This is a genomic window from Streptomyces sp. NPDC059455 (genome assembly GCF_042750115.1).
GTDB lineage: Bacteria > Actinomycetota > Actinomycetes > Streptomycetales > Streptomycetaceae > Streptomyces > Streptomyces endocoffeicus.
Window position 1 is genome coordinate 1 of sequence record NZ_JBHYVB010000220.1, and the last position, 15,515, is coordinate 15,515.

14 protein-coding genes, 1 pseudogene and 1 riboswitch are annotated in these 15,515 nt (G+C 71.3%); of the genes and pseudogenes, 5 read left to right on the forward strand and 10 right to left on the reverse strand.

Features of this window, described 5'->3' with window-relative positions; all coding sequences use genetic code 11:
- Positions 1 to 134 precede the first annotated feature (134 nt).
- Together ACFXB5_RS45030 and ACFXB5_RS45035 are read right to left on the reverse strand one after the other, a co-directional pair.
- Complete coding sequence (locus ACFXB5_RS45030; protein WP_385219679.1) at positions 135 to 1,124, reverse strand: DMT family transporter; 990 nt, start codon at positions 1,122 to 1,124, stop codon at positions 135 to 137.
- A 49-nt stretch (positions 1,125 to 1,173) separates the two neighbouring features.
- A pseudogene (locus tag ACFXB5_RS45035) lies at positions 1,174 to 1,598 on the reverse strand (peptidase).
- A 236-nt stretch (positions 1,599 to 1,834) separates the two neighbouring features.
- On the opposite strand from ACFXB5_RS45035, the gene ACFXB5_RS45040 reads away from it, so the two are divergent.
- Positions 1,835 to 2,263 carry an SRPBCC family protein gene (locus ACFXB5_RS45040; protein ID WP_385219680.1) on the forward strand — a complete coding sequence of 143 codons (429 nt, stop codon included), beginning with the start codon at positions 1,835 to 1,837 and terminating at the stop codon, positions 2,261 to 2,263.
- A gap of 63 nt (positions 2,264 to 2,326) precedes the next feature.
- On the opposite strand, the gene ACFXB5_RS45045 is transcribed toward ACFXB5_RS45040, so the two are convergent.
- Positions 2,327 to 2,998 (reverse strand): PadR family transcriptional regulator, encoded by a 672-nt coding sequence (locus ACFXB5_RS45045; RefSeq protein ID WP_385219682.1) that lies wholly within the window; start codon positions 2,996 to 2,998, stop codon positions 2,327 to 2,329.
- A gap of 224 nt (positions 2,999 to 3,222) precedes the next feature.
- On the opposite strand from ACFXB5_RS45045, the gene ACFXB5_RS45050 reads away from it, so the two are divergent.
- The gene (locus ACFXB5_RS45050; RefSeq protein ID WP_385219684.1) at positions 3,223 to 4,047 is read left to right on the forward strand and encodes a PhzF family phenazine biosynthesis protein; all 825 of its coding nucleotides are present in this window, start codon (positions 3,223 to 3,225) and stop codon (positions 4,045 to 4,047) included.
- A gap of 28 nt (positions 4,048 to 4,075) precedes the next feature.
- On the opposite strand, the gene ACFXB5_RS45055 is transcribed toward ACFXB5_RS45050, so the two are convergent.
- Together ACFXB5_RS45055 and ACFXB5_RS45060 are read right to left on the reverse strand one after the other, a co-directional pair.
- Entirely contained in the window at positions 4,076 to 4,816 is a 741-nt protein-coding gene (locus ACFXB5_RS45055; RefSeq protein ID WP_385219699.1) for a CPBP family intramembrane glutamic endopeptidase, read from the reverse strand.
- 147 nt (positions 4,817 to 4,963) lie between these two features.
- Positions 4,964 to 6,466, reverse strand: a complete 1,503-nt coding sequence (locus tag ACFXB5_RS45060) for a glutamate--cysteine ligase (protein ID WP_385219686.1) — start codon at positions 6,464 to 6,466, stop codon at positions 4,964 to 4,966.
- A gap of 448 nt (positions 6,467 to 6,914) precedes the next feature.
- Here ACFXB5_RS45060 and ACFXB5_RS45065 point away from each other — a divergent pair, with 448 nt between their 5' ends.
- Together ACFXB5_RS45065 and ACFXB5_RS45070 are read left to right on the forward strand one after the other, a co-directional pair.
- Entirely contained in the window at positions 6,915 to 7,502 is a 588-nt protein-coding gene (locus ACFXB5_RS45065) for a hypothetical protein (protein WP_385219687.1), read from the forward strand.
- 263 nt (positions 7,503 to 7,765) lie between these two features.
- The gene (locus ACFXB5_RS45070) at positions 7,766 to 7,972 is read left to right on the forward strand and encodes a DUF5999 family protein (RefSeq protein WP_037964925.1); all 207 of its coding nucleotides are present in this window, start codon (positions 7,766 to 7,768) and stop codon (positions 7,970 to 7,972) included.
- A 90-nt stretch (positions 7,973 to 8,062) separates the two neighbouring features.
- Here the strand turns inward: ACFXB5_RS45070 and gcvP are convergent, their stop codons facing one another.
- Positions 8,063 to 10,978 carry an aminomethyl-transferring glycine dehydrogenase gene (gene gcvP / locus ACFXB5_RS45075; RefSeq protein WP_385219689.1) on the reverse strand — a complete coding sequence of 972 codons (2,916 nt, stop codon included), beginning with the start codon at positions 10,976 to 10,978 and terminating at the stop codon, positions 8,063 to 8,065.
- A gap of 191 nt (positions 10,979 to 11,169) precedes the next feature.
- A riboswitch (glycine riboswitch) is annotated at positions 11,170 to 11,267 on the reverse strand.
- A 168-nt stretch (positions 11,268 to 11,435) separates the two neighbouring features.
- Between gcvP and ACFXB5_RS45080 the strand changes: the two genes are divergently transcribed.
- Positions 11,436 to 11,753, forward strand: coding sequence for a PRC-barrel domain-containing protein (locus ACFXB5_RS45080; RefSeq protein ID WP_020873604.1), 318 nt, complete (start codon positions 11,436 to 11,438; stop codon positions 11,751 to 11,753).
- Here ACFXB5_RS45080 and ACFXB5_RS45085 read toward each other — a convergent pair.
- From ACFXB5_RS45085 to ACFXB5_RS45100, 4 genes are all read right to left on the reverse strand, one after another.
- The gene (locus tag ACFXB5_RS45085; RefSeq protein ID WP_385219692.1) at positions 11,729 to 13,267 is read right to left on the reverse strand and encodes a DNA polymerase IV; all 1,539 of its coding nucleotides are present in this window, start codon (positions 13,265 to 13,267) and stop codon (positions 11,729 to 11,731) included. The genes ACFXB5_RS45080 and ACFXB5_RS45085 overlap by 25 nt on opposite strands.
- 110 nt (positions 13,268 to 13,377) lie before the next feature.
- The gene (locus ACFXB5_RS45090; RefSeq protein WP_385219693.1) at positions 13,378 to 14,004 is read right to left on the reverse strand and encodes a MerR family transcriptional regulator; all 627 of its coding nucleotides are present in this window, start codon (positions 14,002 to 14,004) and stop codon (positions 13,378 to 13,380) included.
- A gap of 167 nt (positions 14,005 to 14,171) precedes the next feature.
- Complete coding sequence (locus tag ACFXB5_RS45095) at positions 14,172 to 14,645, reverse strand: bifunctional nuclease family protein (RefSeq protein ID WP_014058684.1); 474 nt, start codon at positions 14,643 to 14,645, stop codon at positions 14,172 to 14,174.
- Positions 14,646 to 14,697: 52 nt separating this feature from the next.
- Positions 14,698 to 15,390: a MerR family transcriptional regulator gene (locus tag ACFXB5_RS45100; protein WP_385219695.1), complete on the reverse strand. Its 693-nt coding sequence runs from the start codon at positions 15,388 to 15,390 to the stop codon at positions 14,698 to 14,700.
- Positions 15,391 to 15,515 lie beyond the last annotated feature (125 nt).

Genomic DNA, 15,515 nt, shown 5'->3' on the forward strand with positions numbered 1-15,515 from the left:
CGAGTAGGCCCTCCCCCGGACTTCGTCCGGGCGGTGCCCCCTCGAGGCCGATTCGGCGCCTTGCGGCTGACCGCACCAGGACGCCTCGCTACCGGGCGAACCTTGACTGACGCGGCACTAGGCGGCGGGGCCGGTCATCCCCGCGCCGTGAACTCCCGCTCCCCCTCCACCGGCGCCGAGGCAGCCACCGGCTCGGCCGCCGCGGCCTTCGGGGTGGAGGTCTGGGCGATCAGGGCGCCGGTCAGCACCACCGCACCGCCGACGACCTGCGCCACGCCCAGGTGCTCATCCAGCAGCACCCATGCCAGAACGGTCGCGATCACCGCCTCCAGACAGGCCACCACCCCGGCCACCTGCGGCGAGAGCCGACGCACCGACACCACCCCGGTGAGATACGCGAGCACCGTCGCCACCAGCACGATCCAGGCGAGCAGCGCCGCCGCGGGGACACGGGAGCCCGCCAGGTCGGCGCGCCCGGCGAGGACCGTCCAGTCGATGCCCCAGGGGCGGCTGACCACGGTCAGCACCACGGCCCCGATCAGCGCTCCATGGGCGATGACACCGAGCGGATCCGCCGGGTCCTGGCCGTCGCTGCCGTGGTCGGAGAGGACGAAGTAGCCCACCTGGCAGAACGCCGCGCCGAGGGCGAGCAGCACTCCGAGGGGGTTGAAGCTCAGCCCGGACCAGGCCTCCACCACACAGGTGAGTCCGCCGACGGCCAGCACGACCCCGACCGCCGCGGCCCGGCTCACCGGCCGCCGCTGGACGAACCGCACCCACCCCAGCACCAGCGCGGGCGCGAGGTATTCGATGAGCAGCGCCACGCCGACGGGAATCCGGGAGAGCGCCGCGAAAAAACACGCCTGCACCCCCGCGACGGCCAGCAGGCCGAAGCCCACCAGCAGTCCTGGGCGGCGGGTCAGCAGCCCGCGATGGCGCCAGGCCAGGGGCAGCAGGACCAAGGCCGCGCCCGTCACCCGCAGCCAGGTGACCTCGAGCGGCGCGAGCCCCGCCTCGATCAGCGGTTTGGCGGCGACACCCGATCCGCCGAACGTGAACGCCGACAGCAGGGCGAGCCCCAGGCCGGCATTCCTCTGCTGTGAGTGATCTCCGGATACGCGCACCGGGCCATCATGTCAGCTCGCGACAGCACCGTCACCCCTGTGACTACTGTCAGATTTCCCCCTCCAACGCGCTGACCAGTGGCGCGACGGCGACACCCGCGCGCCGCAGCACTTCCATGGCACGACACTCCCGGTCACGGACGAACGCGGCGAGCAGATCGAGGCCGTCGGCGCGGGACGCGCCACGGGAAGCGGCGCGGCGGACCGCCGTATCGAGGGCCGCCGCCGCGGCGGGCGACCATCCGGCCAATCCGCTCCCCGCCGACGGCACCGCCCCCGAGTCCTCGACGCTGCCGCTCCACCGGAGCCCGTACCCGATGGCGCGCTGCACCAGATACCCCAGCAGCCGGATCACCTGGCACCGTCGCGTATGGCGCGCCGGCGGGCCCCCGCGATCACGTCGGCCACCACGTCGCTCACCCGGTCCTCGCATCCGGTGTCGTCCGGGCCGGCGGAAAGGGTAGGACTTCGCACACTCTCACCCCATCAGTCCCTTCAGGCCGGAGCATCCTCGCCGGGAAGCATGTGCGCATCCCGCCGTGGTTGTGCGTGGATGACCGGTTCTCCTCCTCGGGGAGGAGAGGGGCCGAGACCGACCCTGACGGACGGGAACTGATGACCCGTCAGTATTGAATGTTCCGCGGCCCAGGGCTACGTTGCCCGGCACCGTCGCACCACACCCCGCAGCAACGCGCCGAAGGGACTCCCCCATGGCCGAGGTCAGCGCGCAGACACGCATCGAGGCACCGGCCGAGAAGGTCTGGGCCCGGCTGACGGACTTCTCCACGTACGGCGACTGGAACGCCACCCACACCAGCTTCCCGCAGGGCGGCCCGGCCACACTGGAGGTGGGGGCCACCTATCAGGAGAACATGAAGCTGATGGGCTTTCCGGCGGAGGTGACCTGGACCGTCGAGGAGTGCGAACCGGCCCGGCTGCTGACCACCCGGGGCAAGGGCCCGATGGGCGTGAACCTCACCATGCGCTACTCGCTGACACCGGACGGCGATGCCACGACGGTGCGCGTCGACGGGGAGTTCACGGGGGCGGCGGTCTCCTTGATGGCGGGGAAGCTCAAGGACTCGGCGTCCACCGCGCTCAATGAATCGCTGCGCAAGCTGAGCGCACTGGTCGTCTGAACTCCCCCGCCTCCCTCGTCCCGCTCCGCCGCCCCCGCGCGGCCGCACCCCCTGCGACGGGGCTCAGCTCTCGCCGCCGCGCTCGGCGTCGCCGTTCGCCGCCTCCTGCTCGGCGAGGATGAGATACAGCCGCTTGCGCGACTCATTGATGACGGAGACGGCCTTCTGCCGCTGCTCCGCGCTGCCGGTCCGCCAGACCTGGGCGAACGCCTCCATCAGCCCGAAGCCCGCCTGGCGGACCTCCTGCATGGCCTCCCAGTCGATACCGCGTCCGGCCTCCTCCCACGGGGCGGCGGGCACCGCCTCGGCCTCGGCGCGGCCGGCGTCGGTGAGCGCGAACAGCTTCTTGCCGCCCTCGCTCTCGCTGCCGATCAGCCCCTCGTCCTCGAGCAGCTGAAGGGTGGGGTACACCGAGCCGGGGCTGGGCCGCCAGGCTCCCCCACTGCGCTCGGTGATCTCCTGAATCATCTCGTAGCCGTGCATCGGGCGGTCCTTCAGCAGGGCCAGGATCGAGGCGCGCACATCGCCGCGCCGCGCCCGGCCGCGCATCCCCCGGCCACCCGGTCCGCCGCGGCCACGGCCGCCGAACGGGGGGCCGCCGAAGGGCGGACCATCGAATCCGGGGCCGAACGGGCCGAACGCCGCGCGCCGCCCCTCACGCCCCTCACCTTCGCTCCAGCCACGGTGGCCGGGTCCGCAGTGCTCACGTCCGTGTCCATGTCCATGAGAACGCATCGTGACGCTCCTTTCTATCGCCGATCCATCACGACACTTCAACGATATATCGGAACCGATCGGATGCCAACCCCCTTCTCCCGCCACGCCGAGACCCCCGGGCACCCTGAGAGCCGATTCCCGCACTGCGGCTCCCTCACCACTCGCCCTGCCCCGCCTTGGAGGGAGCCACATCCGGGCGATTGGCCATGGCCCACCCGCCGCCCGCCGCCTACGGTCGGCTTATGCGGATACGAATCGTCGACGCGTTCACCGACCGCCCCTTCGCCGGGAACCCGGCCGGGGTCGTCCTCCTCGACACCGACGCCTTCCCGGACGACCACTGGCTCCAGCAGGTCGCCGCCGAGGTCAACCTCGCCGAGACCGCCTTCGCCCACCCCCTCCCCCGGGCCGCGGAGGCCGACTGGGCGCTGCGCTGGTTCACCCCGGTCACCGAGGCACCCATGTGCGGCCATGCCACGCTCGCCACCACCCATGTCCTGAAGGTCACGGGGGCCGCGACCGGCACGGTCCGCTTCGCCACCCTCAGCGGGGTGCTGTCGGCGACGGCCGACGACGGCGGCTCGATCACACTGGACTTCCCCACGGCCTCACTCACCGAGCTGCGAGCGCCCGAGAAGACGGCCGAGGTCGGCGCGGCGCTCGGCGCCCGGATCGTGTCCGCCCAGCACGCCGGCCCGTTCATCGACGACCTCCTGATCGAGGTGGCCGACGAGAAGACCGTGCGCGCCCTGGCCCCCGACCTCGCCGCGCTCAAGCGGATCAGCCACCGGGGCGTCATCGCGACGGCGGCCGCCGAGGACCCCGGGCGCGGCTATGACTTCGTCTCGCGGATGTTCGCCCCGCGCGTCGGCATCGACGAGGACCCGGTCACCGGCAGCGCGCACACCGCGCTCGCGCCCTACTGGTCGGCCCGGTTCGGCCGTGACGAGCTGACGGGGCTCCAGGCGTCCGCGCGCACCGGCCTGGTCCGCACCTCGCTGCGCGGCGACCGTACGCTGCTGACGGGCGGCGCCGTCACCGTCATCGACGGCGAGCTGCTGGCCTGAGGCCCGTCGCACAACGCCGGACGGCGGGTCAGGCCGTGGGCAGCCAGTCCACCCGGCCCGCCAGCGCGGCGTATCCCACGAAGGCCACGATGTCGATCAGCGCGTGGGCGGCGACCAGCGGCCCGACCCGCCCCCAGCGGCGGTAGAGCAGCACGAAGACCACGCCCATCGCCATATTGCCGAAGAAGCCGCCGATCCCCTGGTAGAGGTGGTACGAGCCGCGCAGCACCGAGCTGGCCAGCAGGGCGGCCATCGGGGTCCAGCCCAACTGCCCGAGCCTGCGCAGCAGATAGCCGACCACGACCACCTCCTCCAGCACCGCGTTCTGCACGGCGGAGGCGATCAGTACGGGGATCTTCCACCAGACGTCGGGCAGCGACTCGGGCACCACCGTCAGATTGCCCCCGACGGCCCGCGCCCCGAGGTACAGCAGCAGCCCGGTGCCACCGATCGCGGCCGCGATCGCGGCGCCCCACGCCAGGTCGAACCGGGGCCGGTCGCGGTCAAAGCCGATCACCCGCAGCCCGGCGCCCTCGCGCAGCAGCAGATGGGCCACGAGCGCGACCGGCACCAGCGCGGTGGTGATGCCGAACAGCTGCCAGGCGAGATCCAGCCAGGGCCGCCCCGGCGCCGCGGAGGAGTTGAGATTGGCCGCCTGGTCCTTCAGCCCGCCCGGTTTGGTCACCGAGCCGATAAAGCTGATCAGCGCGGACAGCCCGCTCGCGCCCAGGGACAGCGCCAGCACGAGCAGCGTCTCATTGCGCAGCATCCGCCGCGAGAGCCCGTCCTCGACCACGGGCAACTCCACGCCCCGCGCCTGTGACCGCACTCCTGTCCCCACTTCCGTCTCTCCGCCTCATCGGTGCACCCGCCCCGTTCACCGGACAATACGGGGTCATGGTCCACGGTGGGGGCGTCACCCGGAGAGATCGGTGGGCCAGGTGTGCACCGGTGCGTCGGTCCGCATCAGGGCGCAGTAGCGGCGGGTCATCGCCGCGAGGGCGGCTTCCCGGTCCAGTCCGCCGCCCAGCGCCCGATGGTAGGTGGCCGCCTGCCAGGACGCGCCGTTGACCCCCAGCTTGCAGCGCTCCTCGATCACGCCGAGATAGCGGTCGCGGTCGGCGGGCTCCACACCCCAGGAGTCGAGGCCGGACGCGGCGAGCGGCAGCAGCTCCTCGCGGACCAGCCGTACGGCGGAGGTGCGGGTCAGGGACGCCGAACGGCCGGATTTGGGCCACTGCAGGACCGCGTCGATGCCATGCCGGCAGGCCGCCTCGAAGTTGGCCGCGGCGGCCGCGAACGGCAGCCGGGACCACACCGGGCGGGACTCCTCGGCGAGCGCCCTGACCAGCCCGTAGTAGAAGGCGGCGTTGGCGATGACATCGGTGACGGTGGGCCCGGCCGGGAGCACGCGGTTCTCCACGCGCAGATGCGGCACACCGTCCACGACGTCGTAGACGGGCCGGTTCCAGCGGTAGATCGTGCCGTTGTGCAGCGCCAGTTCCTGGAGCTCGGGCACCCCGCCCTCGTCCAGCGCCCGCAGCGGGTCCTCGTCCTCGCCGGTGGAGAGCAGCGGCGGGAAGTAGCGCAGATTCTCCTCGAACAGCTCGTAGGCGGAGTCGATCCAGCGCTCGCCGAACCAGGTGCGCGGGCGCGCCCCCTGGGCAGCGATCTCCGGCGGGCGCACATCGGTGGCCTGGAGGAACAGCGGCGGCCGGGATTCGCGCCACACCTCGTGGCCGAAGACGAAGGGGGAGTTGGCGCCCACCGCGATCTGCACGGCGGCCACCGCCTGCGCCGCGTTCCACGCGTCCGCGAAGCGGCCCGGGGTGACCTGCAGATGGAGCTGGACGGAGGTGCAGGCCGCCTCGGGGGCGATGGAGGAGCTGGCGTAGGTGAATCGCTCCCGGCCCTCGATGTCGATGAGGAAATCCTCACCACGGGCGGCCAGCATCTGCTCATTGAGAAGTTTGTAACGGTCGTCATAGGAGAGGTTCGTGGATCCCAGATCGTCCGCGGCGACGGTTGGCAGAATTCCGATCATCACGATCTCGGAAGACACTTCCCGCGCCTTGCGGTCGGCATATGACAAACCGGTTCGGAGCTCTTCGGAGAGCTGATCGAGAACGCGTCCGTGCAAACGGTGGGGCACGATGTTTACTTCAAGATTGCACTGCCCGAGTTCGGTCTGGAAATCATGACTCCCGATGCGCTCCAGAACCTCCGCGTTCATCATCCTCGGCAGCCCGTCGGCCCCGGCGAGATTCAGCTCGATCTCCAGCCCCATCAGATTCTTCGGACGGTCGAATCGCTTGTCGGCCAGGAGCCGGCCCAGCCCGTCGAGGCACTGCCGCAACCGGACGCGCTGCCGTCGCCGGCCGGACGGGTCGAACTCACCGGCTATGAGCTTCTCCCCCATCGAAGCGTCCCTCCTCTGAGTGGATCATCGGCGCCGGGCATGTGCACACCACGCTCGATGATGCCCACCAATGTGATCGATAACGCCCCGCGATCCCCACCCAGCCGGTAGGCTCTGTGGAACTGCGCATTGCGCCGGGGAAAAGGACCAGCGAGTTCCAGCCTACCGCGCGGGCCTCAAAATGCCAGGTCATATCCGTTCATCTGGCACTGAATCGGGGAAAATCCCCGCGTTCCCGGGGTCTGGATATCCTCTTGTCGGCGATATCGGCAGCGGCTAGACGAAACACAACGGGAACACTTGTCGTATAAACTCGGCTAACGAGGCAGAGAGATAACGCCCGAACGGTCTGTTCCGGCTCCCCTCTGACCCGTGTTCCACCGACAGCGCCGCCCAAACCCGGCCCGCTATCGCTTCACCGTGTCTTCAAAGCGAGAGGCGACCCACCATGCCGCTGCATGTGCCCCAGGCCCCCGCGCCCGCCCTGCGCAGCGTCCTCACGGCCCTTGACTCCCCCACCGCCGTCCGCGAGGCCCGCACCCCCGTGCTCTCCACGCTCACCGGCCCCTTCGAACCCGAACTCCCGCTCCCCGTCCATGTCCTGGACGACATCACCGCCGCCGACGGCCCGCCGCGCACCCGGCTCACCGGCTGGCGATTCCTGATCCGCGACGGCGACCGTACGGTGGCCGCCGCCGAGGCGATGCTCACCGCCGACGGCTGGGCCTTCTCGCACTTCTCCGAGGGCCCCTACGTCAGCTCGGCCGAACTCGCCCTGAGCGAGGCCGAGTCGCTGCCCTCGGCGTACCAGCCTCGGCTGCTGTCCATCCCCGAGCTCTACATGGTCACGCTGTGGCTGCACGGCGACCTGACCGCGGACGGCGCCGAAGGCGGCCTCGGCGCCGGGGACCTGCTGGTGCCGCTCGCCCCGGCCCCGCCCGGTATCGCGGCCCACCGGGCGCACCGCGCAACCGATCTGCTGCCCGTCCTCACCCACCGGCTGACGCGGGCCCCCTTGCTTGGCTCACCTGCCTGACCTGGTCCTTCATCAGTTTGGGAGCGCCCCGTGACCGCCGGATCACGGGGCGCTCCGCAGCATCCTCGTAACAGTCCGGCCGCGATGAACCGTCCGGACGGGTGATGCGTCATTATCTAGCGAGACCGGTACCGCGAAATCCCTGCGGATTCCAGGCCGCAGGGCAACACTGGAGCAATCGACCGACTCAACCACGGGGGGCGGCCATGAACGCCGCAGCGAGCCGCAGGACCTTCACCACTCCGCAGCGAAAGAACCCTGTCATGTGCCAGCATCAACCACCCTGCCCGTCAGCCGACTCCGCCGACCGGGAGGCCGCCCATCTCGTGGCGCACCACCCGGAGCAGGGATGGAGCCTGCTGTGCAACGGCGTCCTGCTCTTCGAGGACACCGGTGAGCTGCTGCCGGACGGGCGTGTGATCGCACCATGCCGACCGCTGGGTTCCGAGCACGTCGTCACCGCGGCCTGACCTCCGCCGTCGACGACACGTAACTATCAGGGGCCGGCCCGGCGCATCCGCCGAACCGGCCCCACTGACGCATCGCCGGGCTGAGACCCCTCAGCCCTCGTAGGACTCCAGCGGCGGGCAGGAGCAGACGAGGTTACGGTCCCCGTAGGCCCCGTCGATCCGCCGCACCGGCGGCCAGTACTTGTCGGCCGCCGAGACCCCGGCCGGGAAGACCGCTTCCTCCCGGGAGTACGGGTGGTCCCACTCCGCGGTCAGCGACGCCGCCGTATGCGGGGCGTTCCGCAGCGGATTGTCCTCCTTGGCCCACTCGCCGGAGCCGACCTTCTCGATCTCGGCCCGGATGGCGATCATCGCCTGGCAGAACCGGTCCAGCTCCGCCAGATCCTCGCTCTCGGTCGGCTCGATCATCAGCGTCCCGGCCACCGGGAACGACATCGTCGGCGCGTGGAAGCCGTAGTCGATCAGGCGCTTGGCCACATCGTCCACGGTCACGCCGGTGGCCTTGGTCAGCGGACGCAGATCCACGATGCACTCATGGGCCACCAGGCCGCCGGGGCCGGTGTAGAGCACCGGGTAGTGCGGCTCGAGGCGCTTGGCGACGTAGTTGGCGCCGAGCACCGCGACCTGGGTCGCGCGGCGCAGCCCCTCGGCACCCATCAGCCGGATGTACGCCCACGAGATCGGCAGGATCCCCGCGGAGCCCCACGGCGCGGCCGAGACCGGGCCGACGCCGGTGGCCGGTCCGGCGGCGGGCTGCAGCGGATGGTTGGGGAGGTAGGGCGCCAGATGCTCGCGCACCGCGATCGGGCCGACGCCGGGGCCGCCGCCGCCGTGCGGGATGCAGAAGGTCTTGTGCAGGTTCAGATGCGAGACATCGCCGCCGAACCGGCCGGGCTCGGCGAGTCCGACCAGCGCGTTGAGGTTGGCGCCGTCCACGTAGACCTGGCCGCCCGCGTCGTGCACGGTCGCGCAGATCTCCGTGATGTGCTCCTCGAACACCCCGTGGGTGGAGGGGTAGGTGACCATCAGGACGGCCAGCTGGTCGCCGTACTGCTCGATCTTGGCGCGCAGGTCGTCGGTGTCCACCTCGCCGTCCTGGCCGGTCTTGACCACGACGACCTTCATACCGGCCATCACGGCGCTGGCGGCGTTGGTGCCGTGCGCCGAGGACGGGATCAGGCAGACGGTGCGCTGGGTGTCCCCGTTGGCCCGGTGGTAGGCGCGCACCGCCAGCAGCCCGGCGAGCTCGCCCTGGGACCCCGCGTTCGGCTGCAGCGAGACCTTGTCATAGCCGGTGACCTCGGCCAGCCGCTCCTCCAGCTCACGGATCAGGGTCAGATAGCCCTGGGCCTGCTCGGCCGGTGCGAAGGGGTGCAGCGCGCCGAACTCGGGCCAGGTGACCGGCTCCATCTCGGTGGTCGCGTTGAGCTTCATGGTGCAGGAGCCCAGCGGGATCATGCCCCGGTCCAGGGCGTAGTCCCGGTCGGCCAGGCGCCGCAGATAGCGCAGCATCGCGGTCTCGGAGCGGTGCTGGTGGAAGACCGGGTGGGCCAGATAGCCGTCCTGGCGCAGCAGGGCCGCGGGCAGCGCGTCCGGCGCCGAGGCGTCCAGCTCGTCGATCCCGGGGATCCCGGAGGCGTCGCCGTTGCCGCCGTCCACCCCGAAGGCGGACCATACGGCGGCGAGCTGCGCGCGGCCGGTGGTCTCGTCGCAGGCCATGCCGACGTGGTCGGCGTCGGTCAGCCGGAGGTTGACCCCCGCCTCGCGGGCCGCGGCGACGACCTCGGCGGCCCGGCCCGGCACCCGCGCGGTGAGGGTGTCGAAGAACGCGCCGTGCACCACCTCGACGCCACCGGCCCGCAGCCCCTCGGCGAGCACGGAGGCGTAGCGGTGGGTGCGGCGGGCGACCGCCGCGAGCCCGTCCGGGCCGTGGTAGACGGCGTACATCCCGGCCATCACGGCCAGCAGCACCTGCGCGGTGCAGATGTTGCTGGTGGCCTTCTCCCGGCGGATGTGCTGCTCACGGGTCTGCAGCGCCAGCCGGTACGCCTTGTCGCCGTCGGCGTCCACCGAGACCCCGACCAGACGGCCGGGGAGGTTGCGGGCGTAGGCGTCGCGCACCGCCATGAAACCGGCGTGCGGTCCGCCGAAGCCCATCGGGACGCCGAACCGCTGGCTGCTGCCCACCGCGATGTCCGCGCCCAGCTCACCGGGCGAGGTGAGCAGGGTGAGCGCGAGCAGATCGGCGGCGACGGTGACGACGGCGCCCAGTTCATGGGCGCGCTCGATGACCGGGCGCGGATCGCGCACCGCGCCGGAGGCGCCCGGGTACTGCAGCAGCACGCCGAAGACCCCGCGCTCGGCGATCTCGTCCGGGATGCCCTCGGCCAGGTCGGCGACGAGGACCTCGACACCGGTCGGCTCGGCGCGGGTCCGTATGACCGCGATGGTCTGCGGCAGACAGTCGGCGTCGATCAGGAAGACGCCCTCCTTGACCTTGCCGACGCGCCGCGACAGCGCCATCGCCTCGGCGGCCGCGGTGGCCTCGTCCAGCAGCGAGGAACCGGCCGTGGGCAGCCCGGTCAGATCGGCGACGACGGTCTGGAAGTTCAGCAGCGCCTCGAGCCGACCCTGGGAGATCTCCGGCTGGTAGGGCGTGTACGCGGTGTACCAGGCGGGGTTCTCCAGCACATTGCGCAGGATCACCGGCGGGGTGTGGGTGCCGTAGTAGCCGAGGCCGATCATCGACGGCAGCGCCTGGTTGCGGTCGGCGAGCGCGCGCAGCTCGGCGAGGACCTCCGGCTCGCTGCGGGCCGACGGCAGGGCGTCCAGCGCCCCGGTGCTCTTGATGACGTCCGGTACGGCTGCCTCGGTGAGCTCGTCCAGCGAGCCGAAGCCGACCTGGGCGAGCATCTTGGCCTGTGCCTCGCCGTCCGGGCCGATATGACGCCGCTCGAACGGAGTACTGGATTCCAAGTCGGAGAGTGCGATGCGATTGGCGGTCATCTGCGGGGGCCTCCTGGTCTGTGACGACCTACGAGGGGCACCGCGGCTCGGGTGCCCGGACGGCCTCCCCCTCTGTCATCTCAACCTGAGAGCTTCACCGGTCCACATACCGCCTGACCGGTTTTCACCGTCGGTGAGGAAGGGTTCCGGAACTCTGCTCGCCCGTGGCCCGCCCTGCTTTCCAGAGTGACCTCACCCGCACGGTACGTGTGCCTGAGAGATTCCGGGGAGGGTTTGCTCCTTCGGCGCCTCCGACAGCGTCGGCGGAGGACTCTCCCGCACGGGGTCTGCAGCCACAGTCAGCGTACCAGCGGTTCTGCCACGGGGGACGGTCGCGTCCGCCGCGGGGGACGGTCGCGGGCGTTCGAGTGGCCGAGTGCGGCGATGTGGCTTTTTGTAGGTAGCAATGGGCACTTGCCACTTGCTTGTCATCTGTTTGCCACCTGTGGGAGAGAGCGTGCAGACCGATATCGACCCGCGGACCCTGATCGGCCGCAAGGCATTCGACCGCGAGGGCGCCAAGATCGGCACCGTGGACGAGGTCTATCTCGACGACGCGACCGGCGAGCCCGAATGGGCGGCGGTACGCACCGGGCTGTTCAGCCGGGACGTCTTCGTACCGCTCGAACCGAGCGAGGTCGTCGGCGACACCCTGCGGGTGCCGTACGACCGGTCACTGATCAAGGACGCCCCGGACTTCGGGGTAGGCCGCCACCTCTCCCCCGAGCAGGAGCTTCAGCTCTACCACCACTACGGCCTGGACGTCACGGGCTGACCCCGACCCCGGCCGGGCTCGGGCCCGTGCTCGGACCCACCACCGGACTCCGGGACCTGCCGGGGCGGGACCTCGCCCTCTTCCGCGCCGGCATCCGCGTCCGGGCGCAGCAGCGGCAGCGGGTCGGCAGGCTGTAGCGCCGGGTCGTCCACGGGGAACGTCCGCACCCGGCCCGGTGGCGACCACGGCTCCTCGAAGCGCACGGTCACCCGGCCCACTCCGCTCCCCTGCACCCAGCCCGCCCCATACTCGGCGTGCCGTACATCGGAGCCCGGGAGCCAGCGTCGCGGCTTCTCAGCGTCCTCAGAGGCCTCTCCCGCGCCCTCTCCCACGAGCTCCGGCCTCTCGGGGCCCGGCGGGCGCACGGCGTCCCCCACGGCCTCGTGAGCGGCCTGCGCGGTCTGAGCCACTTGTGCGGCTTGCGCGGCTTGCGCGGCCTGGGCGGCTGCCTGCGCGAAGAGGTCCTCCTGCGTGTAGTCCGCCAGACCGCTGACGCCGACCCCCAGCAGCCGGACACCCGCCGTGGTGTCCACCCCGTCGATCAGCCGCGCCGCGGCCTCGCGCACCACCGCCGGGTCGTCGGTCGGCCCGCGCAGGGTCTCCGAACGGGTGAGCGTGGAGAAGTCGTACCGCCGCACCTTGATCACGACCGTCCGCCCCGAGCGGCCCGCCTCGCGCAGCCGCCGCACACAGCGGTCGGCGAGCCGCGCGATCTCCAGCTGCACCCGGGTGCGGTCGGTGAGGTCGACGTCGAAGGTGTCCTCGACCGAGATGGACTTGGCGTCCCGCTCGGCGACGACGGGCCGCTCGTCCCGTCCCTCGGCCATCAGGAACAGCGACGCGCCGTGGGCCCGCCCCAGCAGCCGCACCAGCTCGGCCTCGCCCGCCTCCCGGGTCTCGGCCACGGTGTGGATCCCGGCCCGGCGCAGCGTCTCCGCCGTGGCGGGACCGACGCCCGGGAGCGTCCGCACCGACATCGGGCCGAGCAGATCGCGCTCCGTCCCGGGCTCGATGACCACCAGACCATCCGGCTTGGCCTGCTCCGAACCGATCTTGGCGAGCATCTTGGATCCGGCGAGCCCCACCGACCCGGTCAGCCCGGTGACCGCCTTGATGTCGGCCCGCAGCCGCTCCGCCACGGCGCGCGCCGCCGCCACGCTGGGCTCGGTGCCACCCGCCTCCAGATCGACGAACGCCTCGTCCAGGCTCAGCGGCTCCACCAGCGGCGACAGCGTGTGCAGCAGGGCCATGACCACGTCGCTCACCTTGCGGTAGAGCGCGAAGCGGGGGATGAGGAACGCCGCGTTCGGACACAGGCGGCGGGCCTGGGCCATCGCCATGGCGGAGTGCACCCCGAACACCCGGGCCTCGTACGAGGCCGTGGCCACCACACCACGCGGCCCCAGGCCCCCCACGATCACCGGCTTTCCGCGCAGGCTTGGCTTGGCCGCCTGCTCCGCCGAGGCGTAGAAGGCGTCCATGTCCAGATGGAGAATCGTCGGCGCACCCCTCACACCCCCGATGCTGCCGCACACCACTGACAATGGGGCGGCATCGACGGCCAGGGGCGGGCCCGGGGGCGCCACTCGGTTCACCTCCGGGGCGCCCGTCGGAAGGGCTGGTGCTAACCCGCCCGGTTGCGGCGCGCCGCGAGCTCGTCGGTCGGGTTGGGCCGGACCAGCGTCTCGCCGGTGTCCACCCGCTCGCCGTGCAGCTGGGACAGCGCGCTCTCCACATCCCGCCAGACGACGCCCACGGCGATCCCGAAGACGCCCTGGCCGCCCTGGAGGAGGTCCACGACCTCATCGGGCGAGGTGCACTCGTAGACGGTCGCGCCGTCGCTCATCAGCGTCATCTGGGCCAGGTCGTCGAGCTCCCGGGCACGCAGGTGCACCACCGCCGCCCGGATGTTCTGGAGCGACACCCCGGTGTCCAGCAGCCGCTTCACGATCTTGAGGACGACCACGTCCCGAAAGCTGTAGAGCCGCTGGCTGCCCGAGCCGTACGCCGGCCGGACGCTCGGCTCCACCAGCCCGGTACGCGCCCAGTAGTCCAGCTGGCGGTAGGTGATGCCCGCGGCCGCACACGCAGTGGGTCCGCGGTATCCGATCCGCTCCGTCCCCCCTGCGGCGGGCTCACGCGGCGGTGCGGCCTGTGCCGCGACCCGAGCCTTCAATGCCGGATCGGCCGATGCGCTCCCCTGGAGCGCATACGGACCTCCGGCCGCCGTGCCGTCGCCGGTGCTTCTCACGCCGACCTCCGTCCTCGACCTGCCATCTTGAAGGTAGGCAGTCACCCGGGGTGCGTCAACGATCGCCACACTCGGCACGCCGAGTGATAATCACCCTAAGGGTGGTTTCCCGTGTCCCTCGTCCGGGAAAGGCTACTCGAATGCGCGAGCGAGGACCGGCATACGGTTCACTGGCTGCTGGTTCCGAAGTCCTCGGGCGAGATCTGGTCGAGGAACTCGCGGAACTTCTCCACCTCGTCCTCCTGCTCGTCCGGGATCGCGATACCGGCGTCGTCCAGCACGCCGTCGCTGCCGTAGATCGGCGTTCCGGTGCGCAGCGCGAGCGCTATGGCGTCGGACGGCCGGGCACTGACCTCCACGCCGCTGGCGAAGACCAGCTCCGCGTAGAAGACCCCCTCGCGCAGATCCGTGATCCGGACCTCCGTGAGCTGCTGGCCGACCGCTTCGAGTACGTCTTTGAAAAGGTCATGGGTCAGCGGGCGCGCCGGAGCCATGCCCTGCTGAGCGAAGGCGATCGCGGTCGCCTCACCTGGTCCGATCCAGATGGGGAGGTAGCGGTCGCCTCCCACTTCACGCAGGAGCACGATCGGTTGGTTGGAGGGCATTTCCACCCGGACACCCACGACGTCGAGCTCGTTCACACAGCAACCCTAGGACGTGCCCGGCCGGTTTGGATAGTCGGGGCCCGGTCGGTCACCGCTCCTGGACCCTCAGAGCCGATCGCACCAGGGCCGCGTGCAGCCGTACGGAGAGCGTGGCGAGCTCCCGCACACTGGCCTCCGCATGCGCTCTGGTCTGCGGATTTCTATGCAACCGCAGCGGGGCGACCACCTGCTCGACCATTCCGGCCTCGCGCTCGGCGGAGGCTTTCATGATTCGCAGATGACGTGGTTCCAGGCCGAAACGACCGAGTTCGGCGATGAGCCGGGCAACGGTCACCGCCTCGATGTCGTACCCGCCGTCCGCGGTCGGCGCGAGCAGCCCGTACGACTCCCATTCGGCCAGCTCCGCCTCGCTGACCTCGGCCGTTGCCAGCAGCTCGGCACGGCCGACCCGGGCGGCCGTGGGGCCGTCCGGGACCGCGCCGGGGTCGCCGTCGAGCGGCCCGGCCTGCTGAGCTCCCTGCGAAACGGCAGGAAGCTGCAGCGGCTCACCCCGCTCCAGGGCGTCCAGATGCTCCCGGATGACCTTGAGCGGCAGGTAGTGGTCACGCTGCATCCGGAGGATATGGCCGAGCCGCTCCACATCCTGCTGGCTGAATTTGCGGTAGCCGGACGGCGTCCGCCGCGGCTCCACCAGCCCCTCCGACTCCAAGAAGCGGATCTTGGAGATGGTGACCTCGGGGAACTCGTCCCGCAACAGATTCAGCACGGTGCCGATGCTCATCGACCGGCTGCCCGTGGGGGGGGGGGGGGGGTGGGGGCCCCCCCCCCGGGGGTGTAGCCTGGGGCCACCCCCACGGGGGCCTGGCCGCCGCCCCCCGGGGGGCGGGGGGAGAACACCCCCGTCAG